Annotated in this window: 16 protein-coding genes and 1 pseudogene; 10 read left to right on the top strand and 7 right to left on the bottom strand. The window is 45.6% G+C overall.

The features are described 5' to 3' along the window. The first annotated feature begins 6 nt into the window (after positions 1 to 6). From DWX33_RS02000 to DWX33_RS01990, 3 genes and pseudogenes are all read left to right on the top strand, one after another. On the top strand, positions 7 to 1,347 hold the full coding sequence (locus tag DWX33_RS02000; RefSeq protein ID WP_011967355.1) for a permease: 1,341 nt from the start codon (positions 7 to 9) through the stop codon (positions 1,345 to 1,347). Positions 1,348 to 1,352: 5 nt separating this feature from the next. After that, positions 1,353 to 1,775 carry an arsenate reductase ArsC gene (locus DWX33_RS01995; RefSeq protein WP_011967356.1) on the top strand — a complete coding sequence of 141 codons (423 nt, stop codon included), beginning with the start codon at positions 1,353 to 1,355 and terminating at the stop codon, positions 1,773 to 1,775. A 383-nt stretch (positions 1,776 to 2,158) separates the two neighbouring features. After that, positions 2,159 to 3,361 (top strand): annotated as a pseudogene (locus DWX33_RS01990) (glycoside hydrolase family 99-like domain-containing protein). A gap of 509 nt (positions 3,362 to 3,870) precedes the next feature. Here the strand turns inward: DWX33_RS01990 and DWX33_RS01980 are convergent. After that, positions 3,871 to 4,596 carry a toxin-antitoxin system YwqK family antitoxin gene (locus DWX33_RS01980; RefSeq protein ID WP_004293712.1) on the bottom strand — a complete coding sequence of 242 codons (726 nt, stop codon included), beginning with the start codon at positions 4,594 to 4,596 and terminating at the stop codon, positions 3,871 to 3,873. A gap of 245 nt (positions 4,597 to 4,841) precedes the next feature. On the opposite strand from DWX33_RS01980, the gene erm(F) reads away from it, so the two are divergent. Beyond that, a complete protein-coding gene (gene erm(F), locus DWX33_RS01975) occupies positions 4,842 to 5,642 on the top strand; it encodes a 23S rRNA (adenine(2058)-N(6))-methyltransferase Erm(F) (RefSeq protein WP_004295323.1) in 801 nt (266 codons plus the stop codon). 197 nt (positions 5,643 to 5,839) lie between these two features. Here the strand turns inward: erm(F) and mobV are convergent, their stop codons facing one another. The 3 genes from mobV to DWX33_RS01955 form a co-directional block, all read right to left on the bottom strand. Further along, entirely contained in the window at positions 5,840 to 7,207 is a 1,368-nt protein-coding gene (gene mobV, locus DWX33_RS01970; RefSeq protein ID WP_008999098.1) for a MobV family relaxase, read from the bottom strand. Between the two features lie 592 nt (positions 7,208 to 7,799). Continuing rightward, positions 7,800 to 8,192 carry a hypothetical protein gene (locus DWX33_RS01960; RefSeq protein WP_004293707.1) on the bottom strand — a complete coding sequence of 131 codons (393 nt, stop codon included), beginning with the start codon at positions 8,190 to 8,192 and terminating at the stop codon, positions 7,800 to 7,802. Positions 8,193 to 8,209: 17 nt separating this feature from the next. Then, positions 8,210 to 9,442 (bottom strand): site-specific integrase, encoded by a 1,233-nt coding sequence (locus DWX33_RS01955; protein WP_004293706.1) that lies wholly within the window; start codon positions 9,440 to 9,442, stop codon positions 8,210 to 8,212. 259 nt (positions 9,443 to 9,701) lie between these two features. Between DWX33_RS01955 and DWX33_RS01950 the strand changes: the two genes are divergently transcribed. The 3 genes from DWX33_RS01950 to DWX33_RS01940 all read left to right on the top strand — a co-directional run bounded on the left by DWX33_RS01950 (position 9,702) and on the right by DWX33_RS01940 (position 11,637). Next, entirely contained in the window at positions 9,702 to 9,920 is a 219-nt protein-coding gene (locus DWX33_RS01950) for a putative collagen-binding domain-containing protein (protein ID WP_255419320.1), read from the top strand. Positions 9,921 to 9,953: 33 nt separating this feature from the next. Further along, a complete protein-coding gene (locus tag DWX33_RS01945) occupies positions 9,954 to 11,132 on the top strand; it encodes a glycoside hydrolase family 172 protein (protein WP_057328096.1) in 1,179 nt (392 codons plus the stop codon). A 121-nt stretch (positions 11,133 to 11,253) separates the two neighbouring features. Continuing rightward, on the top strand, positions 11,254 to 11,637 hold the full coding sequence (locus DWX33_RS01940) for a hypothetical protein (RefSeq protein ID WP_005861419.1): 384 nt from the start codon (positions 11,254 to 11,256) through the stop codon (positions 11,635 to 11,637). Positions 11,638 to 11,694: 57 nt separating this feature from the next. On the opposite strand, the gene DWX33_RS01935 is transcribed toward DWX33_RS01940, so the two are convergent. Together DWX33_RS01935 and DWX33_RS01930 are read right to left on the bottom strand one after the other, a co-directional pair. Then, positions 11,695 to 14,511, bottom strand: coding sequence for an NPCBM/NEW2 domain-containing protein (locus tag DWX33_RS01935; protein ID WP_122379751.1), 2,817 nt, complete (start codon positions 14,509 to 14,511; stop codon positions 11,695 to 11,697). Positions 14,512 to 14,615: 104 nt separating this feature from the next. After that, complete coding sequence (locus DWX33_RS01930) at positions 14,616 to 15,908, bottom strand: DUF1080 domain-containing protein (protein ID WP_122379750.1); 1,293 nt, start codon at positions 15,906 to 15,908, stop codon at positions 14,616 to 14,618. A gap of 410 nt (positions 15,909 to 16,318) precedes the next feature. Between DWX33_RS01930 and DWX33_RS01925 the strand changes: the two genes are divergently transcribed. Genes DWX33_RS01925 through DWX33_RS01915 form a run of 3 tightly spaced genes read left to right on the top strand, consistent with a single transcriptional unit; the run spans position 16,319 to position 21,360 of the window. Continuing rightward, positions 16,319 to 19,447: a contractile injection system tape measure protein gene (locus DWX33_RS01925; RefSeq protein WP_122379749.1), complete on the top strand. Its 3,129-nt coding sequence runs from the start codon at positions 16,319 to 16,321 to the stop codon at positions 19,445 to 19,447. Between the two features lie 21 nt (positions 19,448 to 19,468). Further along, the gene (locus tag DWX33_RS01920) at positions 19,469 to 20,056 is read left to right on the top strand and encodes a DUF4157 domain-containing protein (RefSeq protein WP_005867018.1); all 588 of its coding nucleotides are present in this window, start codon (positions 19,469 to 19,471) and stop codon (positions 20,054 to 20,056) included. Further along, a complete protein-coding gene (locus DWX33_RS01915; protein ID WP_048927984.1) occupies positions 20,053 to 21,360 on the top strand; it encodes an ATP-binding protein in 1,308 nt (435 codons plus the stop codon). Before DWX33_RS01920 ends, DWX33_RS01915 begins: the two co-directional genes overlap by 4 nt. Before the next feature lies 1 nt (position 21,361). Here the strand turns inward: DWX33_RS01915 and DWX33_RS01910 are convergent, their stop codons facing one another. After that, the gene (locus DWX33_RS01910) at positions 21,362 to 23,485 is read right to left on the bottom strand and encodes a hypothetical protein (RefSeq protein WP_122379748.1); all 2,124 of its coding nucleotides are present in this window, start codon (positions 23,483 to 23,485) and stop codon (positions 21,362 to 21,364) included. Positions 23,486 to 23,487 lie beyond the last annotated feature (2 nt).

The raw sequence follows: 23,487 nt of genomic DNA, 5'->3' as shown, positions 1-23,487 counted from the left end.
TCTTGTATGGAGTTAAAAAAGGAGTTGAAAATTCTGTTATGGATTGTCGCTGTTTTTGTGGCAGTATTCTTTCTGCCACTTGACAGCGAACGGTTCATGACAGCCGTCACTGCAACGCTTGACCTTGCGAAGTGGTATGCAAGGGAGCACGTGGTTTTGTGCTTGCTGCCAGCCTTCTTCATTGCCGGAGTAATTGCCGTATTCGTAAGTCAGGGTTCGGTACTCAAATACTTCGGGGCTAATGCCAAGAAATGGCTCTCCTATACGGTAGCAGCCATTTCTGGTGGAATCCTTGCAGTATGTTCGTGTACTATACTGCCATTGTTCACAAGCATCTACAAACGTGGTGCAGGATTGGGTCCGGCAGTGGCATTCCTGTATTCCGGTCCGGCAATAAGCATTCTGTCGATTATACTGACGGCTCGTATTTTGGGCTTTGAAATGGGGGTGGCACGAATAATCGGTGCTGTACTATTCTCCGTTATCATCGGATTGGCAATGTCATTCATTTTCCGCAAGGAAGAGAAAGCCAAGAAAGAGGAACAGATGAATATCGTTCCGCCCCCAGAAAAACGTCCGATGTGGCAGACTTCGTTCCATTTCTTTACGCTGGTTCTTATCCTTGTATTTGCAAACTGGGGCGCACCTGCTTCGTCAGATACTGGACTCTGGTATTATATATTCACTTACAAGTGGTATATTGTCGGTGCATTGTCGCTGTTGCTTTGCTGGTCGCTTGTCCGAATACTGAAACTGCGAGTGCTTGGGGTGGTACTTGGCGCGATGGCTACTGCCGTTTCCGTCATCCTTGCCAATCTGTTTATTGATGATACAAAACTGATTCCACTTGTGCCGATGATTGTTGCGATTACCGCTCTCGCCGTCATCCTGCTCTTTGACAAACAGGATGAAGAAAACAGGGAATGGGCAATATCCTCGTGGGGCTTCGCCAAACAGATATTGCCGTTGCTGGCTATAGGTGTAGTGACAGCAGGTTTCCTGCTTGGCTCAACGCACGACAATACAGCCATTGCAGGTGTCATTCCGAACAGTTGGATAGAATGGGCAGTCGGGGGTAATTCGCTTTTGTCTAACTTCTTTGCATCGTTTACAGGTGCATTTATGTATTTCGCCACATTGACCGAAGTTCCAATCATTCAAGGTCTGTTAGCTTCCGGCATGGGTAAAGGTCCGGCACTGGCATTGCTGTTGGCTGGTCCGTCATTGTCTCTTCCGAATATGTTGGTCATCCGTGGTGTAATGGGTACAAAGAAGACCATTGTATATGTTACTCTTGTAATCGTAATGGCAACGGTTTCAGGCTTTATATATGGAAATCTATTTTAGAAATTATGAGAGTATTGATACTTTGTACAGGAAATAGTTGCCGCAGTCAGATGGCTCATGGCATTTTGCAATCATTGGATGATACGATTGAGGTCTGTTCGGCAGGCACACATCCTGTTGAACAAGTAAACCCTAATGCCATAGCGGTAATGCGTGAAATAGGCATAGACATATCCGAACATACTCCCACAGATGTAAGGCAATACCTTACCCAAGAATGGGATTATGTAATAACGGTATGCGGAAATGCCAATGAAACCTGCCCGGTATTTGCAGGACATGTCAAACATCGCTTGCACATCGGCTTTGACGACCCTTCCGATGTAACAGGAACACCCGATTTTATTAAAAACGAGTTCCGTAGAGTACGAGATAATATCAAGATGAAATTCTATGATTTTTATCTTCACATTAAGGGTCATTGCTGATGACCAATAAAGAAGAAGTTACCTCAGCATACATTTTCTTGTTCTACTCAATCTACCAATCACACGCTCCATTAGCAACATCGGCAACCTCTTTGTAGGTCTGCCGATGTTTTTATTACTCGGACATTCTGTTTTTCTTTCATCAGAATCACGCACATCACTTAACGAGTGCAAAACCTCCAAATTTTACTTGATAACAGACCATATGTTCAACAGAAAATAGTATCTTTGCACACATACAGAGTTATTTGACAGAAAAGCACTGCATATCGCAGAAGTTATGACCATTGCCAAGTCATTACCTCATATTTGTAAAACATATCATAAGTGGATTATTCTTAATTAAATACTATTCTTGAATAGGATTTTCCTTAAAAATCATTATGAGAAAATGTAGTGTATTTTATGGTACTTTGTTAGCGTTAGTATTGGTGAGCCTTGGTGTAAAGGCTGATAACAATGGAAATGAAAACGTGAGACATTCGGGAAAGACATCCGAATATACAGTTGCGGCTTATATTTGGCCTTCCTGTCATGATGACCCGATGGGACGGGAAGTATTATGGCCAGAGAAGACGGGTGAGTGGGAGATCATCAAGAAAGGTAATCCCCGGTTTCCGGGGCATTACCAGCCTAAGATTCCCTTATGGGGTTATGAGTTGGATAACGATCCCAAGGTGATGGAGCGTTGGATCGAGGCCGCCACGGATCATGGGGTGAATACGTTTATTTTTGATTGGTATTGGTTCAACAATGGACCGTTCTTGGAGGGATGTTAGAATGATGGTTTCCTGAAAGCCAAGAACAACCAAAAGATGAATTTCTATATTATGTGGGCCGATCACGATGTGGCTCGTAATTACTGGAATGTACATCGTTATAAGGAGGATAACTCTCGTCTGTGGAATGGGGCGATTGATTGGCCCAATTTCAAGATCATCGTGAAGCGCATTATTGATCAATATTTCAAACGCCCCAATTATTATAAGATAAATGGGGAACCTGTCTTCTCTGTTTTTAGTACGGACAATTTGATCAAAACATTCGGTTCATTGGAGGAAACTCGCAAAGGTTTGGACTATTTCAGGGAGGAAGTTAAGAAAGCTGGTTCCCCCGGATTGCATGTTCAATTAATGACGGGTGGTGTACTGAATGCTGATTTCTTGAAGCAAATAGAGATGTTAGGTATTAATAGCTTAACTTTGTATAATTGGGGAGGCCCACATCCGGAAGATTACATTCAATGGGGAAAAGAGGCTTTCGAGCGTTTGGAGAAATGGAGCGAAGCCGTTTCTATCCCTTATTTCCCCAACGCATCTATAGGTTGGGACGATACGCCACGTTTCCCGCGTAAAACACAGAAGGACGTGGTGCATTTTAATCAATCCCCAGAGGCTTTCACCGCTTTCTTGCAAAAGGCGAAAGAGTATTGTGACAGGCATCCGGAACAGCCTAAACTAATCACGGTTTATGCTTGGAATGAATGGGTGGAAGGAGCTTACCTCTTACCGGATGTGAAGTATGGTTTCGGCTATTTGAATGCGGTGAAGGATGTGTTTGTTAATGGGAAATATCAAGCTTATTAATGCGAGTTGGGAATAAGCTATAGCCTGAAAAAATGAATCGGCAGCTTGAAAAAGTTTCCGATTTGTTCTGTTTGTCTGACACAGGACTTTATTCGGTTAGTTTGGAATTTCGTTGATTACCTTCTGATTCCGATCCACGTACTAGATCTCCTTTACCGATGAAGTATTACTTAATTTACTTCATCAGTATATATCTTATAGGGAAGTAGGTAGTAAAAGTCAAACGGTCTCCTGTAAAAAATGATGCGGTTACCCTGCTTTTCAAGAGGAAATAACCTCTTCTTATTTTTTTATTTTAGATTTTTCTCGGTTTGACTTAACCGATTGAGAAATAAACTTTTAGCGAATTATTTGAGAAATAGAAGTAACGATTTAGCAACTGTGCGAATTTCAGCGTTTTGCGTTGCTATGCTGTCAAATAACTCTTTCATTTGCAAATATAACATCTTTTTCCGAAAGTACGAACTTTCGGTGGCAATTTTATAAAATCAACTTGCGAAAAAAGAAAATCATTCATCCCATTCATGGGTTGTGTCATCGGTGGCGTTGTACTGTTTCCAACGTCCCGATTTCTCGCCGTCGGTGTATTGCCCCTCGATGGTTATATAGGGTTTTCCGTCCCGTGTCGATTCCACACGATAAAAGCCGTCAAGTTTTCCGTTACGGTAGTGTCGTGTAGTCCTGCTGCGAAGCGTGCGCCCATCCTCGAATATTTCCCATTCCTCACCCTCTTTTTTGCCGTCTATATAATGAGATTCAAAAATCTGCTCACCCGTCTTGCTGTCAAAGCGGCGTTCCCGTCCGCTCTCCACACTCTGCCTATACTCCTTTTCGATTTCTATTTTGCCGTTACGAAAATAGGTCTTTACAGTTCCGTCTATCTTGCCTTGCTGCATGGGTGTTTCTTTTCGGGGAGTAACGCCATCTTGGTAATACTCCGTGAATATGCCGTTGCGCTTTCCTTTGGCATATATGCCCGATTCACGCAGTACCCCATCACGATAGCGGAGATAATCACCGTTTATTATGCCGTCGGAAAGTTTAACACGCTCCTCGTCAAGCCCTCGTATAATGCGATATTCTCCCTGCAACGGCTGTTTACTGCCTTTTTCATAATAGACCGTGCGCCGTGCGTTATCCGTTATAGTCTGTAAATCGTCCCATTTTACTATTTGTTGTGCGGAAGCCGTGCCACACAATAGCAAAAAGAGGTATAGTGTTAATATTCTATTCATTGTATTTTTGCTTTTCGAGGTTGATAACGGTTCTCAGCTATACGCAGGCAGGGATTTTAACCACTGAACTTCCTACGAAGAACTGAACTTTAAATTTACCACTTAACTGTCCTACGAAGCACGAAACCCCTGCTTGCGTATAGGTGATGTTATGCGGTCGGTTTTCATTTTCTCTTCTTTCTCGTTAATTTCTGCTGCAAAGTTACTAAATTTGCAGTCAAGTATTCACCTGTAAGAAGTTACTAATGACAAAAAAGAAATTGCCCGTTCGTTTTACGGGTCAGCACTTTACTATTGATAAAGTGCTAATAAAAGATGCAATAAGACAAGCAAATATAAGTAATCAGGATACGGTTTTAGATATTGGGGCAGGCAAGGGGTTTCTTACTGTTCATTTATTAAAAATCGCCAACAATGTTGTTGCTATTGAAAACGACACAGCTTTGGTTGAACATTTACGAAAATTATTTTCTGATGCCCGAAATGTTCAAGTTGTCGGTTGTGATTTTAGGAATTTTGCAGTTCCGAAATTTCCTTTCAAAGTGGTGTCAAATATTCCTTATGGCATTACTTCCGATATTTTCAAAATCCTGATGTTTGAGAGTCTTGGAAATTTTCTGGGAGGTTCCATTGTCCTTCAGTTAGAACCTACACAAAAGTTATTTTCGAGGAAGCTTTACAATCCATATACCGTTTTCTATCATACTTTTTTTGATTTGAAACTTGTCTATGAGGTAGGTCCTGAAAGTTTCTTTCCACCGCCAACTGTCAAATCAGCCCTGTTAAACATTAAAAGAAAACAGTTATTTTTTGATTTTAAGTTTAAAGCCAAATACTTAGCATTTATTTCCTGTCTGTTAGAGAAACCTGATTTATCTGTAAAAACAGCTTTAAAGTCGATTTTCAGGAAAAGTCAGGTCAGGTCAATTTCGGAAAAATTCGGTTTAAACCTTAATGCTCAAATTGTTTGTTTGTCTCCAAGTCAATGGGTAAACTGTTTTTTGGAAATGCTGGAAGTTGTCCCTGAAAAATTTCATCCTTCGTAGTTCAAAGTCGGGTGGTTGTCAAGATGATTTTTCTGGTTTGGTGTCGTCTTTTAAGCTGCCGCATAACATTGTGCTAACAGCGAAATCGGCTGTTATTTTCTTCAAGTATATCACCTTGCGAACAAATATAAAAAAAGTGCAGTACACCACGAACAGCGTACCGCACTTTTTTCGGCAAATCGGGCAGGATTTAACATTTATAGCTTGAATCCCTTGCCTTTCCTTTGCGGTTGTATAGGTCGGCGTATGTTCTGCCTTAACTTCTCGAACTGTTCCTTGAACCACTCGGCAATGGGCTTTCGGTCGATGGCAAGAACCAATTTAGTCCCGTCCGTGGGGTCTTTCAGCACTTGGAAACCTGCCCTTTCGGTCGTGAATTTCCGTCCGTGTTCCTCCGAGTAGAGTTCCCCTGCATACTCCAACGGCTTTCCCTTGACGAGCGTTGCGGTCTGCCTTTCATCGAACCCGACAAGGCGGCAGAGGTTTTCGATACGGAGCATTTCACGGAAATAGGGAAACCATGCTGCCGCCCTTGCGATTACCGTTTTCAGAAACGATATTTCCTGCTTGTGCCTTGTGTCCTTGTCGGCTATCTCCCTGCCGTGCTTTTGCTGCATTTCCCGTATCTCCCTGCTGTGGTCTGCCTGCATGGTCTGTATCCTATCTTGCAGGGCTTCGATGGTTTCCTCGTGGTCGGCTACCTCCTTATGCAGGGCGGTGTTCTCCCTTTCCAGCGTCTTGACCTTGTTACTGCCGAAAAGAGAACCGACGCTCTCGGCGATGTTGGCGGCTGCGGTGGTTGCCGCCCCTTTCAGCTTCTCGGTCTGTATTTCTTTTTTCGCCCGTCTTAGTTCCTCCTGTGCCGTTTCTTTCTGCTGCTGCAAATCCACCACTTCCGCTTTGAGGTCGTCGGAGAGTTTCTGTATATCCCGATAATACTGCTGCGTGGACTTGTGGCGAGCTTTCGAGCCGTCTATGCCCCTTTGCAGCCCGTATTTCGCCATCGCCACGGCATAGGTATCTTGGTAGGACTTCAATTTCAGCCGTGTCATAATATCGTCTGCGCACAGCCTCACGGTGTCGGTCGGCTTCTTGCGGTATCGCTTCTTCGTCTGTTCCTCCCTTTTCCTGCGCTTGCGCTCTCCCTTGACGATGGGGACGAGTGTAACGTGTATGTGCGGCGTTTCCTCGTCCCTGTGCAGGTGAGCCGCCACGATGTTCTCCTTTCCGAACGTGTCGGCGAAGTATTTCAGATTGTCGGCGCACCACTCGTCCAAACGCCCCTCTTCCTCTATCCGCTTCATGTCCTCGTGCGTTCCCGATACGTTGATGCGGATTGCCCGTACTTGGTTGCTTCCGATTTTGCGTGTCAGCCCCGCTTCTTCTAATCTCTGCTGTATAGCCGCCGAACGGTCTTTTATCCCGTCGGGGTATTCGATAAGCCTGCGGTTTAGGTGCGTGCGTGTGGGGTCGGCGTTCTTCGGTATGATGAAACGCTCGATATGTGCGGTCGTTCCGCTGTCGCTGCCGTGCGCCTTTTCCATGTGTAAAACTACGAAACCCATATATTTTTCCTTTCTTCCTTGACTTGTGAAACAATGATTTTTCGTATCTTCGGGGCGGCAAATGCCGTCCCCGATGGGGTGTGCAGAGGGGCTTACCCCTTGCCTTATTGGGGAATTTTCAGCGATACGTAGTATTGCGGCTCGGAAAATTCCCTAATAAGCTACGGTATTTTCTCCGTAAATACCCTGCGGCGTGCCGTCTGCCTGCCCGTCTGCCTTTCGGCTATGGCTGTCCCTGCCGCCTGCTTGCCCGTAACCCCACCTTATTTTTTTCCTTTCGGTCGGTGGGTGGCGGGGCGGTCGTTTCCGTTTTCAAAGGCTCTTTTGCACGGGGCGGTCGGATACAAGGTTTTCCCGATAAATACGCTCGCAGCGAAGCGAGAGGAAGATTTATTGGGAAACGGCGCAGCCGCCTGACCTTTTAGCCGACGTAAAGCCCCGTGCTTGCTTTGCCTTTGTAAACGAAAACGATTGCTCCGCTTTCCTCTGAAAAGAGAAATAGACCCTGCAATATATATCACCATAGTGATAGGTTTGCATGTTTGCATGCTGGTATGCTGGTACGTTTGCATGTTGGTATGTTGGTATATCATCATGCTTTCCAACGGCTGTTGGGCTTGCCGTCCGAAACAACCGACACGAATACCGTCGTTTTCTCTTTTCGCCCGTGTATAATCCTCTCTAATAATGCCCTGCGGACTTTCGCCGCCCCGAACGATTCGACACGGAAAGCGAGGGCGGCTATCGTTTCGAGGTTGTAAACCTCCGCGCTGTATTTGTCCGATAGGCGGATAATGTGCTTTATGTCATATATAGATAAAACTCCGCTTTTGCAGAGTGCCTTTATCCCTGCCCTAACCGTCGGGGCGATAACCCCGAACAGTTCGCAGATTTCCCGCTCGGTCATGGCGGTTGCGCCTATATCGCTCGGCAGGGAGATATTGCCCTGCCCGTCCATCGTGATAATGTTCCTTTCTTCTTTCATCGGTATTCTGTTCTTAATTAGATGGCTCGGCAGATATTCTTCTCCATATCTTCCAACTTGTGCGACAAGGTTTCCATGTCTTGGCTTATCTTCTGGGCGGTGATTTTGGCGTAAATTTGGGTGGTCTTTATGTTCGTGTGCCCCAAAAGGCGGCTCACCGTTTCGATGGGTACGCCGTGCGACAGAAGTACGGTCGTGGCGTTCGTGTGGCGTGCGACATGGTAGGTCAAGCGTACCTTGAAGCCGCATTGTCTGCCTATATCTTTGAGTATCTTGTTACAACTGCCGTTGTTCGGAACGGGGAAAACATGACCGTCCCTTGCCAGCCCCTTGTACTTCTCGATGATACGCTTGGGAACGTCCAAAAGGCGGATGTTCGATTCGGTGTTGGTCTTCTTTCTTCGGGTGATTATCCACAGGTTGCCGTCGAAGAATGTTTGCAGGCGGTCGGCGGTGAGGTTCTTCACGTCCGAATACGCCAAACCCGTGAAAACAGAAAAGACGAACAAGTCCCGTACAAGCTCGTGGGTGGCGTTCTTCATCGGTGCGTTCATGAGCGTCTGTATCTCCGTTTGGGTGAGGTAGCCCCTGTCCACGCTTTCGGGAGAGTTGATATATCCCGCAAAGGGATTAAAGGGCAAACGCCCGTCGTTCCTCGCTATGGAAACGATGTGTTTCAACACAATCATGTAGCCCCACACGGTATTGGTGCGGCATTTCTTCTCCGTGCGCAGAAAATACTCGAAGTCGTTGATGAACGTGAGGTTGAGTTCCTTTAATGGAATATCCTCACGCTTGTAGGTATGGGGCAGGAACTCCCGAATATGGTTGCAGACCGTCCGATAACGGGTAAATGTACCCTGCGCCCTGCTGTGCCCGACTTTCTTCTCGAACTCGGCGTTGTGCTGCTCGAACAGCTTCAGCAAAGTTTCCTGCTTGACGCCGATACCGAGATAGGCGTCTTTGAGTTTGGCGGCGGTAACATAACCGTCCGTCTGCATTAACTCTTGATAGCGGCGGTTTACTTCCACACGGATTTTATCTACCGCAAGGTTGATTCTCTGCGCTTCGACGCTCTTGCCCGAAGCACGGTTGTTCTTCACGTCCCACAGCCGTGGGGGAACGTCCATCTTGCAACTGAACTGTTTAATCTCGCCGTCCACCGTGATACGGCACATTAAAGGCAGGTTGCCGTTCGGCTTCTCGCTGCCTTTCTTCACGTAAAATAATACCTTGAATGTACTACGCATAACTCACTCCTTTTTTTGGTTACAAAATTAGTTATTAGTGAGTTACCGACTGCTATGCAAAATTACGCAAATCGCAGAAACAGAACCATTTAGCAAGAAATTCACACCCGTTACGGGGGTAATGAGGTGGTAACTGAACTTCTGCGCTGTTTGGCTTCGAGGTGGTATTTCGTTGGCTCTGTCCCATAGAAAAACAAAGCGTAACGAACGCTGTATCAGCTAATTCGCTACGTTTTACCCAAATTTACTTTTTCGCTATGTGTTTATTTTAGTTTATTTGAGTCAAGGGCAGGATGTAAGAATACAAATGAGTAAATTGCGATCTTTTGGTAAAGCTTATTGGTTCAATCCGAGGAATGGGGCGAGAACTTTGATCGGAGCGGTCGAGAATAAGGGAATTCGTACATTCAATGCGCCCGGAGAAGCGGGGGAGAGGGGAAATGATTGGATCTTAATTTTGGAGGCAGATGATAGGTAGACGATGTATAAATTTTAAATAATAAAAGTCATTATGAAGAAGATCAATGTTTTGCTGTTAGCCTTTTTGCTGTTAAGTTTTTGGGCGAATGCCCAGCGGTATCCTTTTAACGGGTTGGATATGAATATGGGAAACCTTTCTCGTTTGTCGAATGCGCAGAGTCGTTCGATCAGTCCGGAGAATTTTACGGGGGAGAAAGGGAAAGGAGCGATGGCTGATCCCGTGAGAGATAAGGATGTCCGGAATAAGGCGAATGCGGCTGGCCCAGCGAAAGATTTGGGGAAAGGCTGGAAAGTAAATCCTTTTATTATCGTGAAACCGGGGGAGACAGTTACTATCGCGGAGATTGATGGCCCGGGGGCTATCCAGCAGATATGGATGACTCCCACTGGCAACTGGCGATTCTCGATACTCCGTATGTATTGGGACGACGAGAAAGAGCCTTCGGTTGAATGTCCGGTCGGGGATTTCTTCGCCAGTGCTTTTAATGAGTATGCCCAACTTTCCTCGTTGGCGGTCTGTGTAAATCCCGGGAGCGCTTTCAATTGCTACTGGAAGATGCCGTTCCGTAAGAAAGCACGTATAACGTTGGAGAATATTAATAATGCGGAAGAGATGCGTTTGTATTACCAGATTAATTATACCTTGACGGAAGTGCCGGAGGATGAGGGATATTTCCATGCGCAGTTCCGTCGTTCCAACCCGACACAAGGCTCTATCCATACGTTGGTGGATGGAATCAAGGGAAAGGGACAATATGTCGGAACTTATTTAGCTTGGCGTGTCAATGATAACTGTTGGTGGGGTGAAGGAGAGATCAAGTTCTATATGGATGGCGACAAGGAATACCCGACAATCTGTGGAACAGGTACGGAGGATTATTTCTGCGGTTCGTATAACTTCGAGAATCAGAAAACACATCAATACCAAGAATTCACCACTCCTTATGCGGGAATGCACCAAGTGATCCGTCCGGATGGCCTATATCGGGCTGTTACGGCGTTCGGCTTGTATCGCTGGCATATCTTGGACCCGGTTCGTTTTGAAAAGGATCTGAAGGTTACGATTCAAGATTTGGGTTGGCGGCACGACGGTAGGTATAATAATCAAAAGTCGGATATCTCATCGACTACTTTCTGGTATCAGGTGGAACCACACGCTAAATTCCCGGCATTGCCCAGTAAGGATGATTTGGAGATTCCGAGATGGTAAATGGCCTGTGGTAAAATGTTAAATGTTATTTCCGATTAAACCTTTCCTTTTTATCGATGTCTATTCTTTCGAAGCGCTTCATAAACAGGTAATTTATAATAAAAGTAATAAGTAGTAGTTTATGAAAAAGGTAATAGGATTGTGTTTGGTTGTATTGTTGAGTTCTACTTCTGTGTTCGCTCGTGAGAACAGGCGTATGGACAAGCGTAAGATGGATCCGTCCGCACGTTGCGAGAAGATGATCGCCGACTTGAAGTTAGATGAGAAACAAGCGGTGGAGTTCCGTAAACTTCAAAAAGAGTATATGGAAAAGGCTCAGAAAGAACGTGAGGCGATGAAGGCTGAGCGTGAGAAGCAACGGGAAAAGATGTTGGCCATGCGTGAGGATAAGAACGCCCAGATGAAAAAGATATTGACAGAGGAACAATACAAACAATATCTGGAGAAACAGCAGCCTAAAGGGAATAAACATGGCAGAAAACATCTAGGTAACGGACGTAGATAAAGAAGTCTATAGATAGATAAAATGGCCGGGGTAGCGATTATCCCGGCCATTTTAGTTCTAATCGGCTGCTTCAACCACATACCAAGTATATCCGTTGGCAGGGATTTTAACCGTAAGCTCCACCGTATAGTCCCGGTTCAGTTTGTAGGTGACAGGCTTTTGCTCTTTTTCCCGGATGCGGGCTGTTTGTGTCAGGCCGGTATAATAGAGTGGGATATGGATCGTACGGGTGATCTCTTGATGGGTCGGATTGAAGAACATGGCTAGACCTTTCTCCTTCTTGTGGGGATTGACGTGTATGAACCCGTCCCAGTCTCGTGCGTCCGGTCGGCGTAAATGGATCATATCGCTGTTGAGTATATTGCGGTATTTCTTATACCATTGAATGACCTCGGTTACGGCCGCTTGGGTCTCTGGGGTATCATACAGACGTGGGCCTCGATAGCAAGCTTGGACACCAGCTCCGTAATTTTGCATCATATGTGTTTTGTATTCGAACAAGTGTTCGTGGAGGGGCTCCAAGGTAGCGGCCTCTCCTCCTCCTTGATACTCCACGAGAGGAACAAAGCTCCAGCATGCCGAAGCCATCCGATCCCATGTACCATCATAATTCAATTGGCGGGCATGGATGATCTGCCGATCCCGGGGAAGCGACCAGTTGGCTTCACGGTAACCAATGCCTGTCTTGGTAGACCCGTTCAAGAAATAGAAATCGGGAACATTGATATAAATGCCATTCTCGCACATCCAACGATAGAGATCGGTTATCTTATGGAACTGATTCCATTGGGAATCTTCCAGCCCTTTATGATAGGTATGGTGGGTAGATGCACATACGTCGCCGGGATAGGAGCCGTCGTGCTCGAAGCAACGCATGCCCGTACGCTCGAAGAAGGTTCGTATATGATGGAAATACTCATATCCCCAATCGCTGCAAAGGCAGGGAGCGCTACCGAAGCGCATCCCCCCTCGTTTACCTGTCTTGGGATTGATAACATCTACCTCGTCGCTGATCCAACGGCTTGATAAGAGGGAGTAACACCCTAACTCTACACCTTTGTTGCGGGCGTAATCCACCAAAGATTTATATTTGGCGATATTTTCTTCTGAGATATCCTCGGCGTTCAATCCGGATCCAAAGCTGATGATAACCATCTCGTATCCAACGGTAGCGCATTGATCGATAGCGGTACGAATAACATCCGGATCGGAAGAGGTAAGGTGCATGAAGATCGGATTCTCCGTAGCCCATGGAGCTACCGTATAATGTAAGCGTCGTTTGAACAAGCCCTTCCGTTCCCGGTCATCGCTGTCGAACGGCATCTCGTATACGCTGAAGGACTTGAACTCCTGGCCCGCCGCTAGGGTATAATCGGGACCTAGCTTAGGCGATACGTCTAATATGCAAGGCGTGAGCAAAGGATAATTGCGTTGGGAGGTATATTCCGGATCGGCTACCCATTTCTCCGTGATATCGGTTTCCCGCTCGGTAAACTCTCCGCCACAAGCATAATCGCTTTCTATATGTATGTTCGGGAGCCTGAATTTGGAGGGATCTCCACCGCCGGGCGACTCCGGTTCGGCGAATGCCAGATATTCCAATTGAAAGGCATCGATATTTATGGACTGCGGGGTATTGTTGGTAACCTCCATACTTTTCCGGATAACCGGGATATGATCGTATAAGTCGTAATGGAGTTCTACGGTGACACCTTCTGTTTCTTTCTCTCCTTTTAATACGAAAGTCAGTCTTTTCCCTGTGGGCACCTCCTTATTCAGTGCCCAGCGGCTTCTGGCCCATTTGATATCTTCCTGCAGCTCCTCTATGCGGAAATCCTCAATGAGAAAAGAACCGGGGCGGGTAGTCATCTGCTCGACCCATTCCATCTGGAAGTATCCGCGCTCGGGCTGGCCGGTCAGCCCGCCAAGTTCCCAACGTTTCCCGTCAATCGTCAAACTACCTTCGCTACTTACGGCACGAAGCATACTTTCTCCGGTCATCCGGTTAAAGATATCGAGAGTGGAAAGATTGGGCAAGACACGGAACATACGTGCTACCATTCCGTTTGACAATAAGATGCTTTTGCCATCTGGAGTCGCATATATGCCGGCTTTTGATCGTGAGGGTTGTAAAAGCCAGTCGAAAGAGGTGTTTTCCAAAGGAAGCCCTTGTTGGGGTAATTGCTTGATTTTATCAAGTAATTTCTTCTCCGTACCGGATGATACTTCCGGTCCTTTCCCTTGATAGCTCGTGGAGACGATCGAGGGGATGATCTCCATATACTCTATTTGGGGCGTGATCCATAAGGCATGATCTCCGCTAGGTCCATCGTCGGTAGGCTCTACAATAAGATCCAATATCTTTATGCCATTTAGGGGGATATCGATTGTTTTCGGGGCATCGCCAAGTTTGACGATACCGCTGTTATAAAGCTCCTTGTCATCTCCTTTCAAGATAAATAAGGCCGAGCCCGGATGTACTTTTCCGTCTTTACCTTCTAGACCAACAAATGTCTTGGCGTTTTTTCGGGTATCGAAATACATTTTCGTTCCGTCAACAAAAGGGATAACCGTGAGGCTTTTATCCGTATAATCGATATGTGAGTCGGCGATCCCGACCTGCGCTTGAAAGCGTGACGCATTCTTGTGTAAATCGATCTTGATATGACTTTTGGCTTGTACCCCGATCACGTCATCATACGTTTTTCCTTGTATAGAGGCGGGCTCGTTGGTAACTGATTTCCCTTTGACGGCGCCACCGTAAGTTTGGTAGGATTTATTTAGGTCCATGTCCATAAGCCGGATCTCGTTCTGGCCCATGGCGTAGAGGCCGGCAAATCCCGAAAGGATAGCTGTAAAGATAAGTTTATTCATAAAATCCAGTGATAAAAGAGGGTGTTATCAATGATAAAAATAAGGTGCTTCAAAAAGACTTCTTTTGAAACACCTTATTTGGTTTATAATCTAGCTTCGTTCTATTATAATGTCGTAAGTTTTAAATTTCGCCAAAGAACCTTGATGCCTCCACCGTCGTGAATCTGAAGGGCGATGCGGCCTTTACCCGCTCCGATCTTCTCATCATTCAAGTTTACCATTTCCTGTCCGTTCAGCCAAGTCTGTACGTTATCGCCTTGTACTTTGATACGCATCGTGTTCCAATCGCTTTCTTTCAAGATATTCTCTTTCTCATCCGGAATCTGAACCAACCAGCCACGTCCGTACGACTCATAGATACCACCTGTATCGTGACCCTTCGGAGCTACTTCTACCTGCCAGCCGTTTACTTTCACGCCTTCCTCAACGAAAGAGCGGATGAATACGCCGGAGTTTCCGTCAGCCTCTTGCTTAAACTCTACGGTCAGATCAAAATCATCATAATAATCACGGGTAGCGAGATAACCGTATTGCTTATCGGGACCACTTTCGCAAACCAATAAACCGTCTTTTACGTACCATTTCTCCGTACCGTATGGTTCCCATCCCGTCAAATCCACGCCGTTGAACAAGTTCACTTCCTTACCGGCCTTACGAGGAAGTTCCTTGATCTTCAAGTTACGGAAAGATGCGGGATAACCATGATCTTGCAAGCAAAGCACACCTTTTTTCGCCAATCCGTATTCCGGTGCGTTGGCCCATTTGCCGCTATTTTTCTTAGCGTGCCAATCGTCTGTCCATGCCTCGAACTCTAGGATCTTTTGTCCGTTCAACCAATGTTCCACATGTCCATTATCGAATACGATCTTGGAGTTGTTCCATTCGCCTTGCGGATTCACCTTCATCTTGGATTTATCCGGCAAATGCATCGCGTAATCCACACCTAATTTCTGCCACTCTTCCAATGGGTCCGGGAAGTTCGGCTCGTCGATCAATTGATACTCCGGCCCCGTTACGTAAGGAACAGCGAATTGGGGACGCTCTACCACATGGTACAACATACCGCTATTGCCACCCTTGGACAATTTCCAGTCCCAAGAAAGCTCGAAGTTCTCATACTCTTTATCGGTTACGATGTAGCCACTAGCGTCGCTGCCATCTCCTTTGGCTTGTATACAACCATCCACTACATGCCAAGGCTGTGTCAATGTAGTCCCGTTGTAATCTTTCCAACCATCCAATGTCTTTCCATCAAAAAGCAGAACCCATCCGTCGGCGATTTCCTCGGGAGTAAGTGTGTTTTGTTCTTGACTGGCACAAGAGGAAAACAAGGCCAGCGATACCGCACAAGAGGCTAACAAGCTTGTGGCGGCTGTTTTTTTCATTACAGATTCCATGTAAATAAAGAATTTAGGTTGATAAATTGTAACTGAATGGCAAATTTACGTAAATATCTTTGATATCTCTCTCTGTTGGAGGAAAAACGCTTCTCTCCCTAGGAAATACTTCTCCAAGAGCCTATATATTCTTTGTCGAATAAGCTCTATTTCTTAATTTGGCGGCGCTGAATTTATATTCACAGCCGCTGAATATACAAATGCCGCCGCTGATTGTAAAATCAGTGGCGATAATTTAAGAATAGAATAGGTACCGATCAGGCTTACCTATAGGTACGCATAAGTTTTATTCTGGCACAATCAACTTTTATATGTTTTTGTGGAAAAGAATCTGGATAATACTTGTTTAATCGAAGAATAATATAGATATTGCATGCATCTAATAAAGACTGAAATACCCTGCAAACCATATGATAACAATAGGCACCTTAAAACTAGATTTAGTTGCGGATCGGGAACCTTTCGTTCATGATTTATATGGTCGTTGGGATACCTTTAACCGAACCTCTTTAGAAGGGATCGTGGATGAGATTTTAAGCCGTTATGATACGGAAGATGAGTTGATCCGGATCGAGAGTTTAGACTTGGATCTAGGTGAGCTAGAAGAAGATGAATTCTATGAGCAATTCCCCCGTAGACTGGCGGAGAGACTGGACGAGACTTTCGCTTCTTATTTGCGAAGTAAGGAAGAGCATCCCGACCGAATCGCTGTTGTTCCCATCAGGCAATCTTGGCTGGAAGTATTTACCTATTATATGTCGCACGGATATTGGCCTTGGCTGGAAGAGGAGCGGCTCACCTTACCGGAACTTTTAGATAAATTAGTACGAATATCCCCGATAGAATTAAGTCATTTCCTGCGTGAGAAGGGAAAGGCGCTTACCATTCGTAAACGTCTGGTCTTTCAATTGGATGATATCTATCAAGAACGTTTGGTACATGTGGTGGCACCCTCGGAAAGCTCGTTTATAAACGCTTATGCCCGTTTCTTGCAAGACTCTTATCCCGAGATAAAGCGTCCGGAGATAGGGAAGAATGATTACAGAAACGCCATCTGGATAATCCTATGGGGATATTTATTATCTCAGGATCAAGGCTATTTCAACCGGAAACAAATGGTGACGTACACGCTGCGGGAATTATCCGGCTATTATTCCATTTCTTTTGTGGATTTACTGGGGATGCTGACGTATGATTTAGATAAGTTCGCCTCTACCCGCTTGTTCATGCCCGAGTTATTGTCGCTCTTGAAGGATATCCGGCTAGAGACATTATCGGAAAAGGAATTCACTAAAAATCTCTCTCTTTATTCTCTGGAAGAATTGAAGGCTTTGCTCGTGCGGCGGGAGAAGAGCTTGACTTTTTTATCCGGGTATAATGAGGAACAGATTTACCAGATCGTGGAACAGGTGATCCCTGCGGAGAGTCCGTTTGTCATCGACTATGCGAGAGCGTTGGATAAGGAGAAGGAATTGGGTATGCTCGAAGGGAAAGCCGGGAATGATTTCAGGATACTGAAATGGGTGTTTATCTTCGAGGTTATTCTCGGTAGGGGGGGAAGCGTATTTTCCCGCCATCAGTTCGCCTTCTCCGTGTTAAAGGAATTGGCGGCGCATTACAATCTGACGGTAATGGAGTTATTGGGATATTTTTACCGTACCTTGGCAAGTGGGCTGCTAACGGCTTATCCAGCCGTTCGGGAATTGATCATTGCTTTGTACTTGAATGCTCTCGATGATTCTCCCGCCGATATATCCGTTTATTACCCGGAAGATTTGAAAGATCGGTTGTCTAATTCCGGTTTGTGCCGTCGCTTTATCCGTTCCTTGCGCGAGGAGCAAATCTATTCGGTGGTTAGGCAAATCGTTCCGGTGGAAAGCCATTTCATTATCCGGTATGCGCAGACGCTGGATAAGGGGAAAGAGCAAGGGCGTTTGGAAGGAAGGGTGGGCGGCGAGTTCCGGCTGTTGAAATGGGAGTTTATTTTTCTGGTACTGTTTAGCGGGCCATTAACCGCTTTTAGCCGGAAACAATTCGTACGTTCGGTGTTGGGACAGTTCTCTGCTCATTATAATATCACGGTGCGGGAGTTGATCTCCTATTTTCATGAGGGAACACATGGGGAATATCCGTGGGTTCCGGAAGAGTTACGTGAGATAATAGACCTGCTGTACGAGGATATGGATAAGGAATCTCCCGAGCTTTTATTCTCTGTTTGGTTGAATGAGGAGAGGAAAGCGTATCGGTTGGGACAATTTATAATCACGGGCCGTTCCGATGAACCGCTGGGCGATCTATTCGAGTACGTGAGTGGTTTGGAGAAGACGAACCCGAAAATATTACTGGACCAATTACGGCAATTGAAGGATATTCCTTCATCTGGAATAAGGGTGGAAGAGCCGATAGAGGCCGCTCGTATCTTCGCTTCCTTATTACTGTTTGTCATCCGTGAATACGGTCTGGCTTTTCCGAATCAAGTATCCTTGATCCAATATCTTACGAATGTAAAAGAGAACCGTACTTTTGGGGATGCCGCTCGGTTGCGCTTATTATTACATGAGTGTATGTTGGAGGATATGGATGCGTTCGCACGTACTATGGAAGCTTTACTGGGTATGAAACAGGGGAAAGTGCCCGAGCTTCCCATCCGTACGATTTCTCCCGCTATCTATCCGTTCAATTCTCAAAAGATGGAATTATTGGAGGAATTATATACAGGGGCGACTCCCGCTTTGCGTTTGCTTGTCGAGGAGGTAATCCGCTTGTTTCGTCTCAATAACTTCGGGTTGGAAGAGAACGTTTGGTTGGGGTGGTTACAGGCTCTTTCCGGCAACGTTTACCGGAATTACTCCAAAGATGGATTGTTGTTCCTCTTTTGGCAGCATTTGAGGGAGTCTGTGTCAGAGGAGGAATTACATAAGATAGAGACTTTTATATGTCGACATACAACTAATTTATCTGAATTGTCAGTTTTTATATATCAACTTAAAAATAATATGGATATGGATGTTTTGAATGGCCAGTTAGAAGATCATGGCGTGTCTATTAACAATGCGGGCTTGACGATCATAGCCGTCTATCTGCCAATACTTTTTCATAGGTTAGGCTACTTGAGTGATGACAGACGTGGCTTTAAATCGAGAGAATGCCAAGTGAAGGCCATTTTTGCGTCTCAACGTTTTGTAACGGATGAGAAGGAAATCCCGGAGCCAGAATTATTCTTAAACAAAGTCTTGACGGGCTATGATAGTCCGGAACCGCTTCCTCGCTCGTGTGATTTAACTGAGAATGAATTAGAGATGATAGAGCAATTGAAGAAAGCGGTACTTATGAATTGGGATAAGATGAGGAATACGAGCTGGGAAGGTCTTCAAAGTACTTTTATCCGGAGAAAGGGAGTGTTAAAGATGGAGAAGAATAATTGGACGCTAACGGTCGAGGAGAGAGCTTTTGACGTCTTATTAGATTCGATTGCTTGGAACTTCAGGTTCATTAAAACTCCATGGATGGAAAAAATACTTAGAGTAAAGTGGCGGTAAATAACATTAAAAGATAACATTATGAATGCGGATCGGATACAGATTCAAGAAGGACCTTCGCGGGTCTTTCAAAACCGTAAAGGTGAATCAACACAATTGATGGAAGATAACCGGGTACAATCTGCCTTGCAGGCTAAAATGGTGGAAACTATGCAACGTGACGCAATGGATGAGGATGATTTGCTGCAAGGTAAGTTCGCCGTTCAGCGGGATGTGGAAGATGAGGATGAGCTTCTTCAAGGAAAATTTGTGGCCCAACGGCAAACTAAGAACCAGACAGGGATTCCGGATCATGTAATCCAAGGCATGGAGTCTTCCTTCGGGACGGATTTCTCCTCGGTACGTGTACACCCGGATTCATCGAAAGCGCCGGAGGTTGGGGCTTTGGCATATACGCAAGGTACGGATATCCATTTCGCCCCGGGACAATTCAAACCGGATACGTCTGCCGGACAGCAGCTATTGGGACATGAGTTGACACACGTCATCCAGCAAGCCGAGGGACGTGTACAGCCTACTACCGAGGTAGGTGGAATGGCCGTTAACGATGATTTATCCTTGGAACACGAGGCGGATGTGATGGGCGCTAAAGCTGCTTCTGTCTTATGAACGAGTGGATCGATTGGTTCCAGCGGGTATTGGATGTCTCCATTCGTTTGTATTTCCGGCAGGAGTGCGATTTATCTTCCGTCTATGATATCCCACTCCCGAAGGCAGGACCGCTTTGGAAGGCGTTGTTGCCGGAACAGGTCGATCCTACTTTCGACGAGTGGATGGTGTTGATGTTGGCCTTAATGCCTCATCTTTCTCCGCAGATGTTGGATATTTTCTTTGTGCATAATAAGAATTTTGACCGTCCTTATACGGAATTTGGCGGTTGGAAAGGACTATCGCACGGAGGATTCTTGCCAACGGGCGAGACGGCCGTTTTCCTGTTGGCGGGCGATCGTGTGGAACGCCGTCTGGAAGTGGTTCGTCTATTTCGTGAGGAGCATTGGTTCCATATGTATCACGTCGTTGGCTTGGAAGGAGCCGGGAATGGTGAACCGTTCTTGAGCGGACAACTGCGTATATCGGAGGATTTCTTGTACCGTTTATCTTTTGAGGGAGAATATAAGCCGGACTATAATATGGGTTTTCCGGCCAAACGGATTAGTACGGCTTTGAATTGGGAAGATGCCGTATTGCCTTATTATGTGCGTGAGGAGTTGGAGGAGATAAATAATTGGATTACGGGGCATCGGGTCATCCTTTCGGACTGGGGATTGAGTCGTTTTTTGAAGGCCGGTTACCGCACTTTGTTTTATGGCCCGCCGGGAACGGGTAAGACGCTTTGCGCAACCTTGATCGGCAAGAAGAACGGGATGGATGTATATCGTATCGATCTTTCCATGATTGTCTCCAAATATATCGGCGAGACTGAAAAGAACCTTGCGAATGTATTCGACCAAGCGGAAAACCGAAATTGGATTCTCTTTTTCGATGAGGCGGATGCCTTATTCGGTAAACGAACCTCGACGAACACTTCTAATGATCGCCATTCGAATCAAGAGATCGCTTATTTGCTGCAACGGATCGAGGATTTCCCGGGAACCGTTGTTTTAGCCACAAACTTAAAGAGTAATATTGATGAAGCTTTCTCCCGTCGTTTCCAGTCTATTATCTATTTCCCGATGCCGGATCAAGACTTACGTGAGGAATTATGGCGTAGAATGCTTCCCTCTTCTTGGCTACCTGCGGATGCGGACAAGATGATCCGTATGGCAGCTACTTATGAGTTATCGGGTGGCTCCATCTCGAATGTGATCAGGCGTTGTGCCCTTCGGTTGCTAAAGCAAGACACTCCCCGGCTAGATTCCGATATCTTATCTATGGCGATCCGCCGGGAATTGAATAAAGAGGGCCGGTGGTGATTTAAGGCAACGGCTCTCTTTCCCGGTGCCCGATCGGTACGATGATTAAGAGAAAAAAGAAGAGTGGGAGCGCCAACAGTATCATTTGAGTCCATATGTCGAAAGTTTCCCGTGAGGATACGATATTGGTGATTAGGTATAATACCAATACGATCTCGGATATGAATACCAGTAATAGAGGCAAGACATATCGCTTATAATGTTGTGCCAACATGTAGAACTTACTGGATGTCATATACAGGGTGATTAGGATTAATAGTATGAGAAATAGGAATATATCACCCAATACGAAATAAATAAGCATCGGGTTGGAGAATTCCGTATTTGCCAGTTGCGCCAGATCATCGGAGCAACTGGTGAGTTGCTCGCCTTGCGGAAAAGGATTTAGCAAATAGAATAAAGAGTTGAAAAGATTATCTAGTAAGGATACCTCGCATTCTTCCTCATACATGACCATCTTGAGTACTGGTTCTTGCTTATTCTCTCGATTTTCGCAAGTAGTTACGGGAACGCCCATTTCATCGTAATCGACGAAACAAAGGCGGTCTACCAATTGGTATTTCAATAGAATGGATAGATAACCGATATGCTTTTTCTCCTTGATAGGGAATATGACATTTAGATCGTAGTTTTTATATATTTTATTACCATCCACGCAAAAAGAATCGATTACGAAACTAGTGGACTTCACGAATTGTACAAGTTCTCTCCGGTTCTCCAGTTTAAAATCGAAATCAGGGAAGTAAAGAGTCAATCCGTTGAGTTTCCGGAGAGACGGGTTTCGGTTGATCGTACCGGTACCCTTTGTGAATAAGTTATTTAAAAGAGCCATCTGGGATTCTTTCGATCTTAAGAAATCATTCGTCGCTTTTGAGTTTCGGAATAGGACTAGTAAATCGACGGGTGTATCCGAATAAACGGGCATATCTATCAAGCACTCCTGTTGTTGCCAGTCGCTTACTTGGCTAGGTTGCCCGCTTTCTGTATCCACTACATACCCTAGATATTCCATTCGGCTGAATTTCCGGATAAGGTCTGCCGGTAATTGCTCGTATACGGATTGCAACCAATACGGCACGATGGGAAAAGCTCGTTGGTTGTATTGGCTTAGACGTTCGGATAGGCGTTCGGTTTCCGATGATGCGCCATCTACCTTGAATACGGGAATACTGCAATTTCCCTTTTTCTTTTGTGCGGCGATCTCTTCTTTGCTACGTTTATCGAAATAACAGAAGAACGTACGAACCGTGTAGGGGCGCAGTTCACGCACGGATAGCAACCAGTTCTTTACGGCCTGCGTGTAAGTGGTGTCGTAGACGAATGGGATGAAGCCGGTTTCCCTGTATCCGATGGTGTCTTCTTCCCAGGGCGTAATGTTGAGAGCGATGGAAAGAGGGGCTTCCTTGATGAAAAACTCAATCGTTCCGCTTCCTCTGATAGAAGGATTCTCGTCCGGGTTGTCCAGAACACCTGTAACATCTTCTGTCCATACGGGACAAATGATATAGCCTTGTTTATCGGAGTTGAGCAACGATTGCATATTATCCAGATCTCCGGTTTTACCTTTGAAGAAATACATATTCTCGACGGTAGGGGGAGGCAAGATCTTTTCCGGTTCTCTTTTATTGAAATAATACCACAAAGCTTGCGTTACTTTGACTGGGCCAAGCTTTTCATCGAAGAAGCGGCAGAGAGGATCCGCATTGGCTTTATTCTTGGATGCGGTTAATAACTCGTTTCCGAACAGCCAAGGTGTATATGCGCATTGCTCTACATGATCGGGTAATAAGGAACTTGGGGACTGTAAATAACCCAAACGTGAGATCGCTTGGGTTGCGTCCGGGTTTGTTACGAAAGTGAAAGCATTCCCCAATTCAGCGGGATAAACGATATAACCGCATTGTTCCGTTAAGATACGCTGGGTGATCGAGTCCATAAGAGTCTGGTAAGAGACGATCGGGGTACGAATCTCTTCCAGTTCTAACTCGTTCCGCTCTCCTAAACTCCGGAAATAATCCAATCGCTCCGAGAGACTTCTTTGGGCGTTAACGGCTTGTGCCATGATTACATGAAGCAATAAGCCCAATAAAATGCCGTGGTAGGTAGTTCGATATCTGGTTGACATAA

Origin of the sequence: Parabacteroides sp. AF19-14, assembly GCF_003635485.1 — a bacterium.
Taxonomy (GTDB): domain Bacteria; phylum Bacteroidota; class Bacteroidia; order Bacteroidales; family Tannerellaceae; genus Parabacteroides; species Parabacteroides distasonis.
The sequence above is the reverse complement of the archived record's forward strand: the minus strand, read 5'-3'. Positions and strand labels throughout refer to the sequence as shown.

Bases quoted from the DNA above. Each gene is read 5' to 3' on its own strand.
- DWX33_RS01940 (WP_005861419.1), top strand. From the start codon at position 11,254: ATGAAAAAGGTAATAGGATTGTGTTTGGTTGTATTGTTGAGTTCTACT.
- DWX33_RS01995 (WP_011967356.1), top strand. From the start codon at position 1,353: ATGAGAGTATTGATACTTTGTACAGGAAATAGTTGCCGCAGTCAGATG.
- DWX33_RS01925 (WP_122379749.1), top strand. From the start codon at position 16,319: ATGATAACAATAGGCACCTTAAAACTAGATTTAGTTGCGGATCGGGAA.
- DWX33_RS01955 (WP_004293706.1), bottom strand. From the start codon at position 9,442: ATGCGTAGTACATTCAAGGTATTATTTTACGTGAAGAAAGGCAGCGAG.
- DWX33_RS01910 (WP_122379748.1), bottom strand. From the start codon at position 23,485: ATGTCAACCAGATATCGAACTACCTACCACGGCATTTTATTGGGCTTA.
- DWX33_RS01920 (WP_005867018.1), top strand. From the start codon at position 19,469: ATGAATGCGGATCGGATACAGATTCAAGAAGGACCTTCGCGGGTCTTT.
- DWX33_RS01980 (WP_004293712.1), bottom strand. From the start codon at position 4,596: ATGAATAGAATATTAACACTATACCTCTTTTTGCTATTGTGTGGCACG.
- DWX33_RS02000 (WP_011967355.1), top strand. From the start codon at position 7: ATGGAGTTAAAAAAGGAGTTGAAAATTCTGTTATGGATTGTCGCTGTT.
- DWX33_RS01930 (WP_122379750.1), bottom strand. From the start codon at position 15,908: ATGGAATCTGTAATGAAAAAAACAGCCGCCACAAGCTTGTTAGCCTCT.
- DWX33_RS01915 (WP_048927984.1), top strand. From the start codon at position 20,053: ATGAACGAGTGGATCGATTGGTTCCAGCGGGTATTGGATGTCTCCATT.
- DWX33_RS01935 (WP_122379751.1), bottom strand. From the start codon at position 14,511: ATGAATAAACTTATCTTTACAGCTATCCTTTCGGGATTTGCCGGCCTC.
- DWX33_RS01960 (WP_004293707.1), bottom strand. From the start codon at position 8,192: ATGAAAGAAGAAAGGAACATTATCACGATGGACGGGCAGGGCAATATC.
- mobV (WP_008999098.1), bottom strand. From the start codon at position 7,207: ATGGGTTTCGTAGTTTTACACATGGAAAAGGCGCACGGCAGCGACAGC.
- DWX33_RS01945 (WP_057328096.1), top strand. From the start codon at position 9,954: ATGAAGAAGATCAATGTTTTGCTGTTAGCCTTTTTGCTGTTAAGTTTT.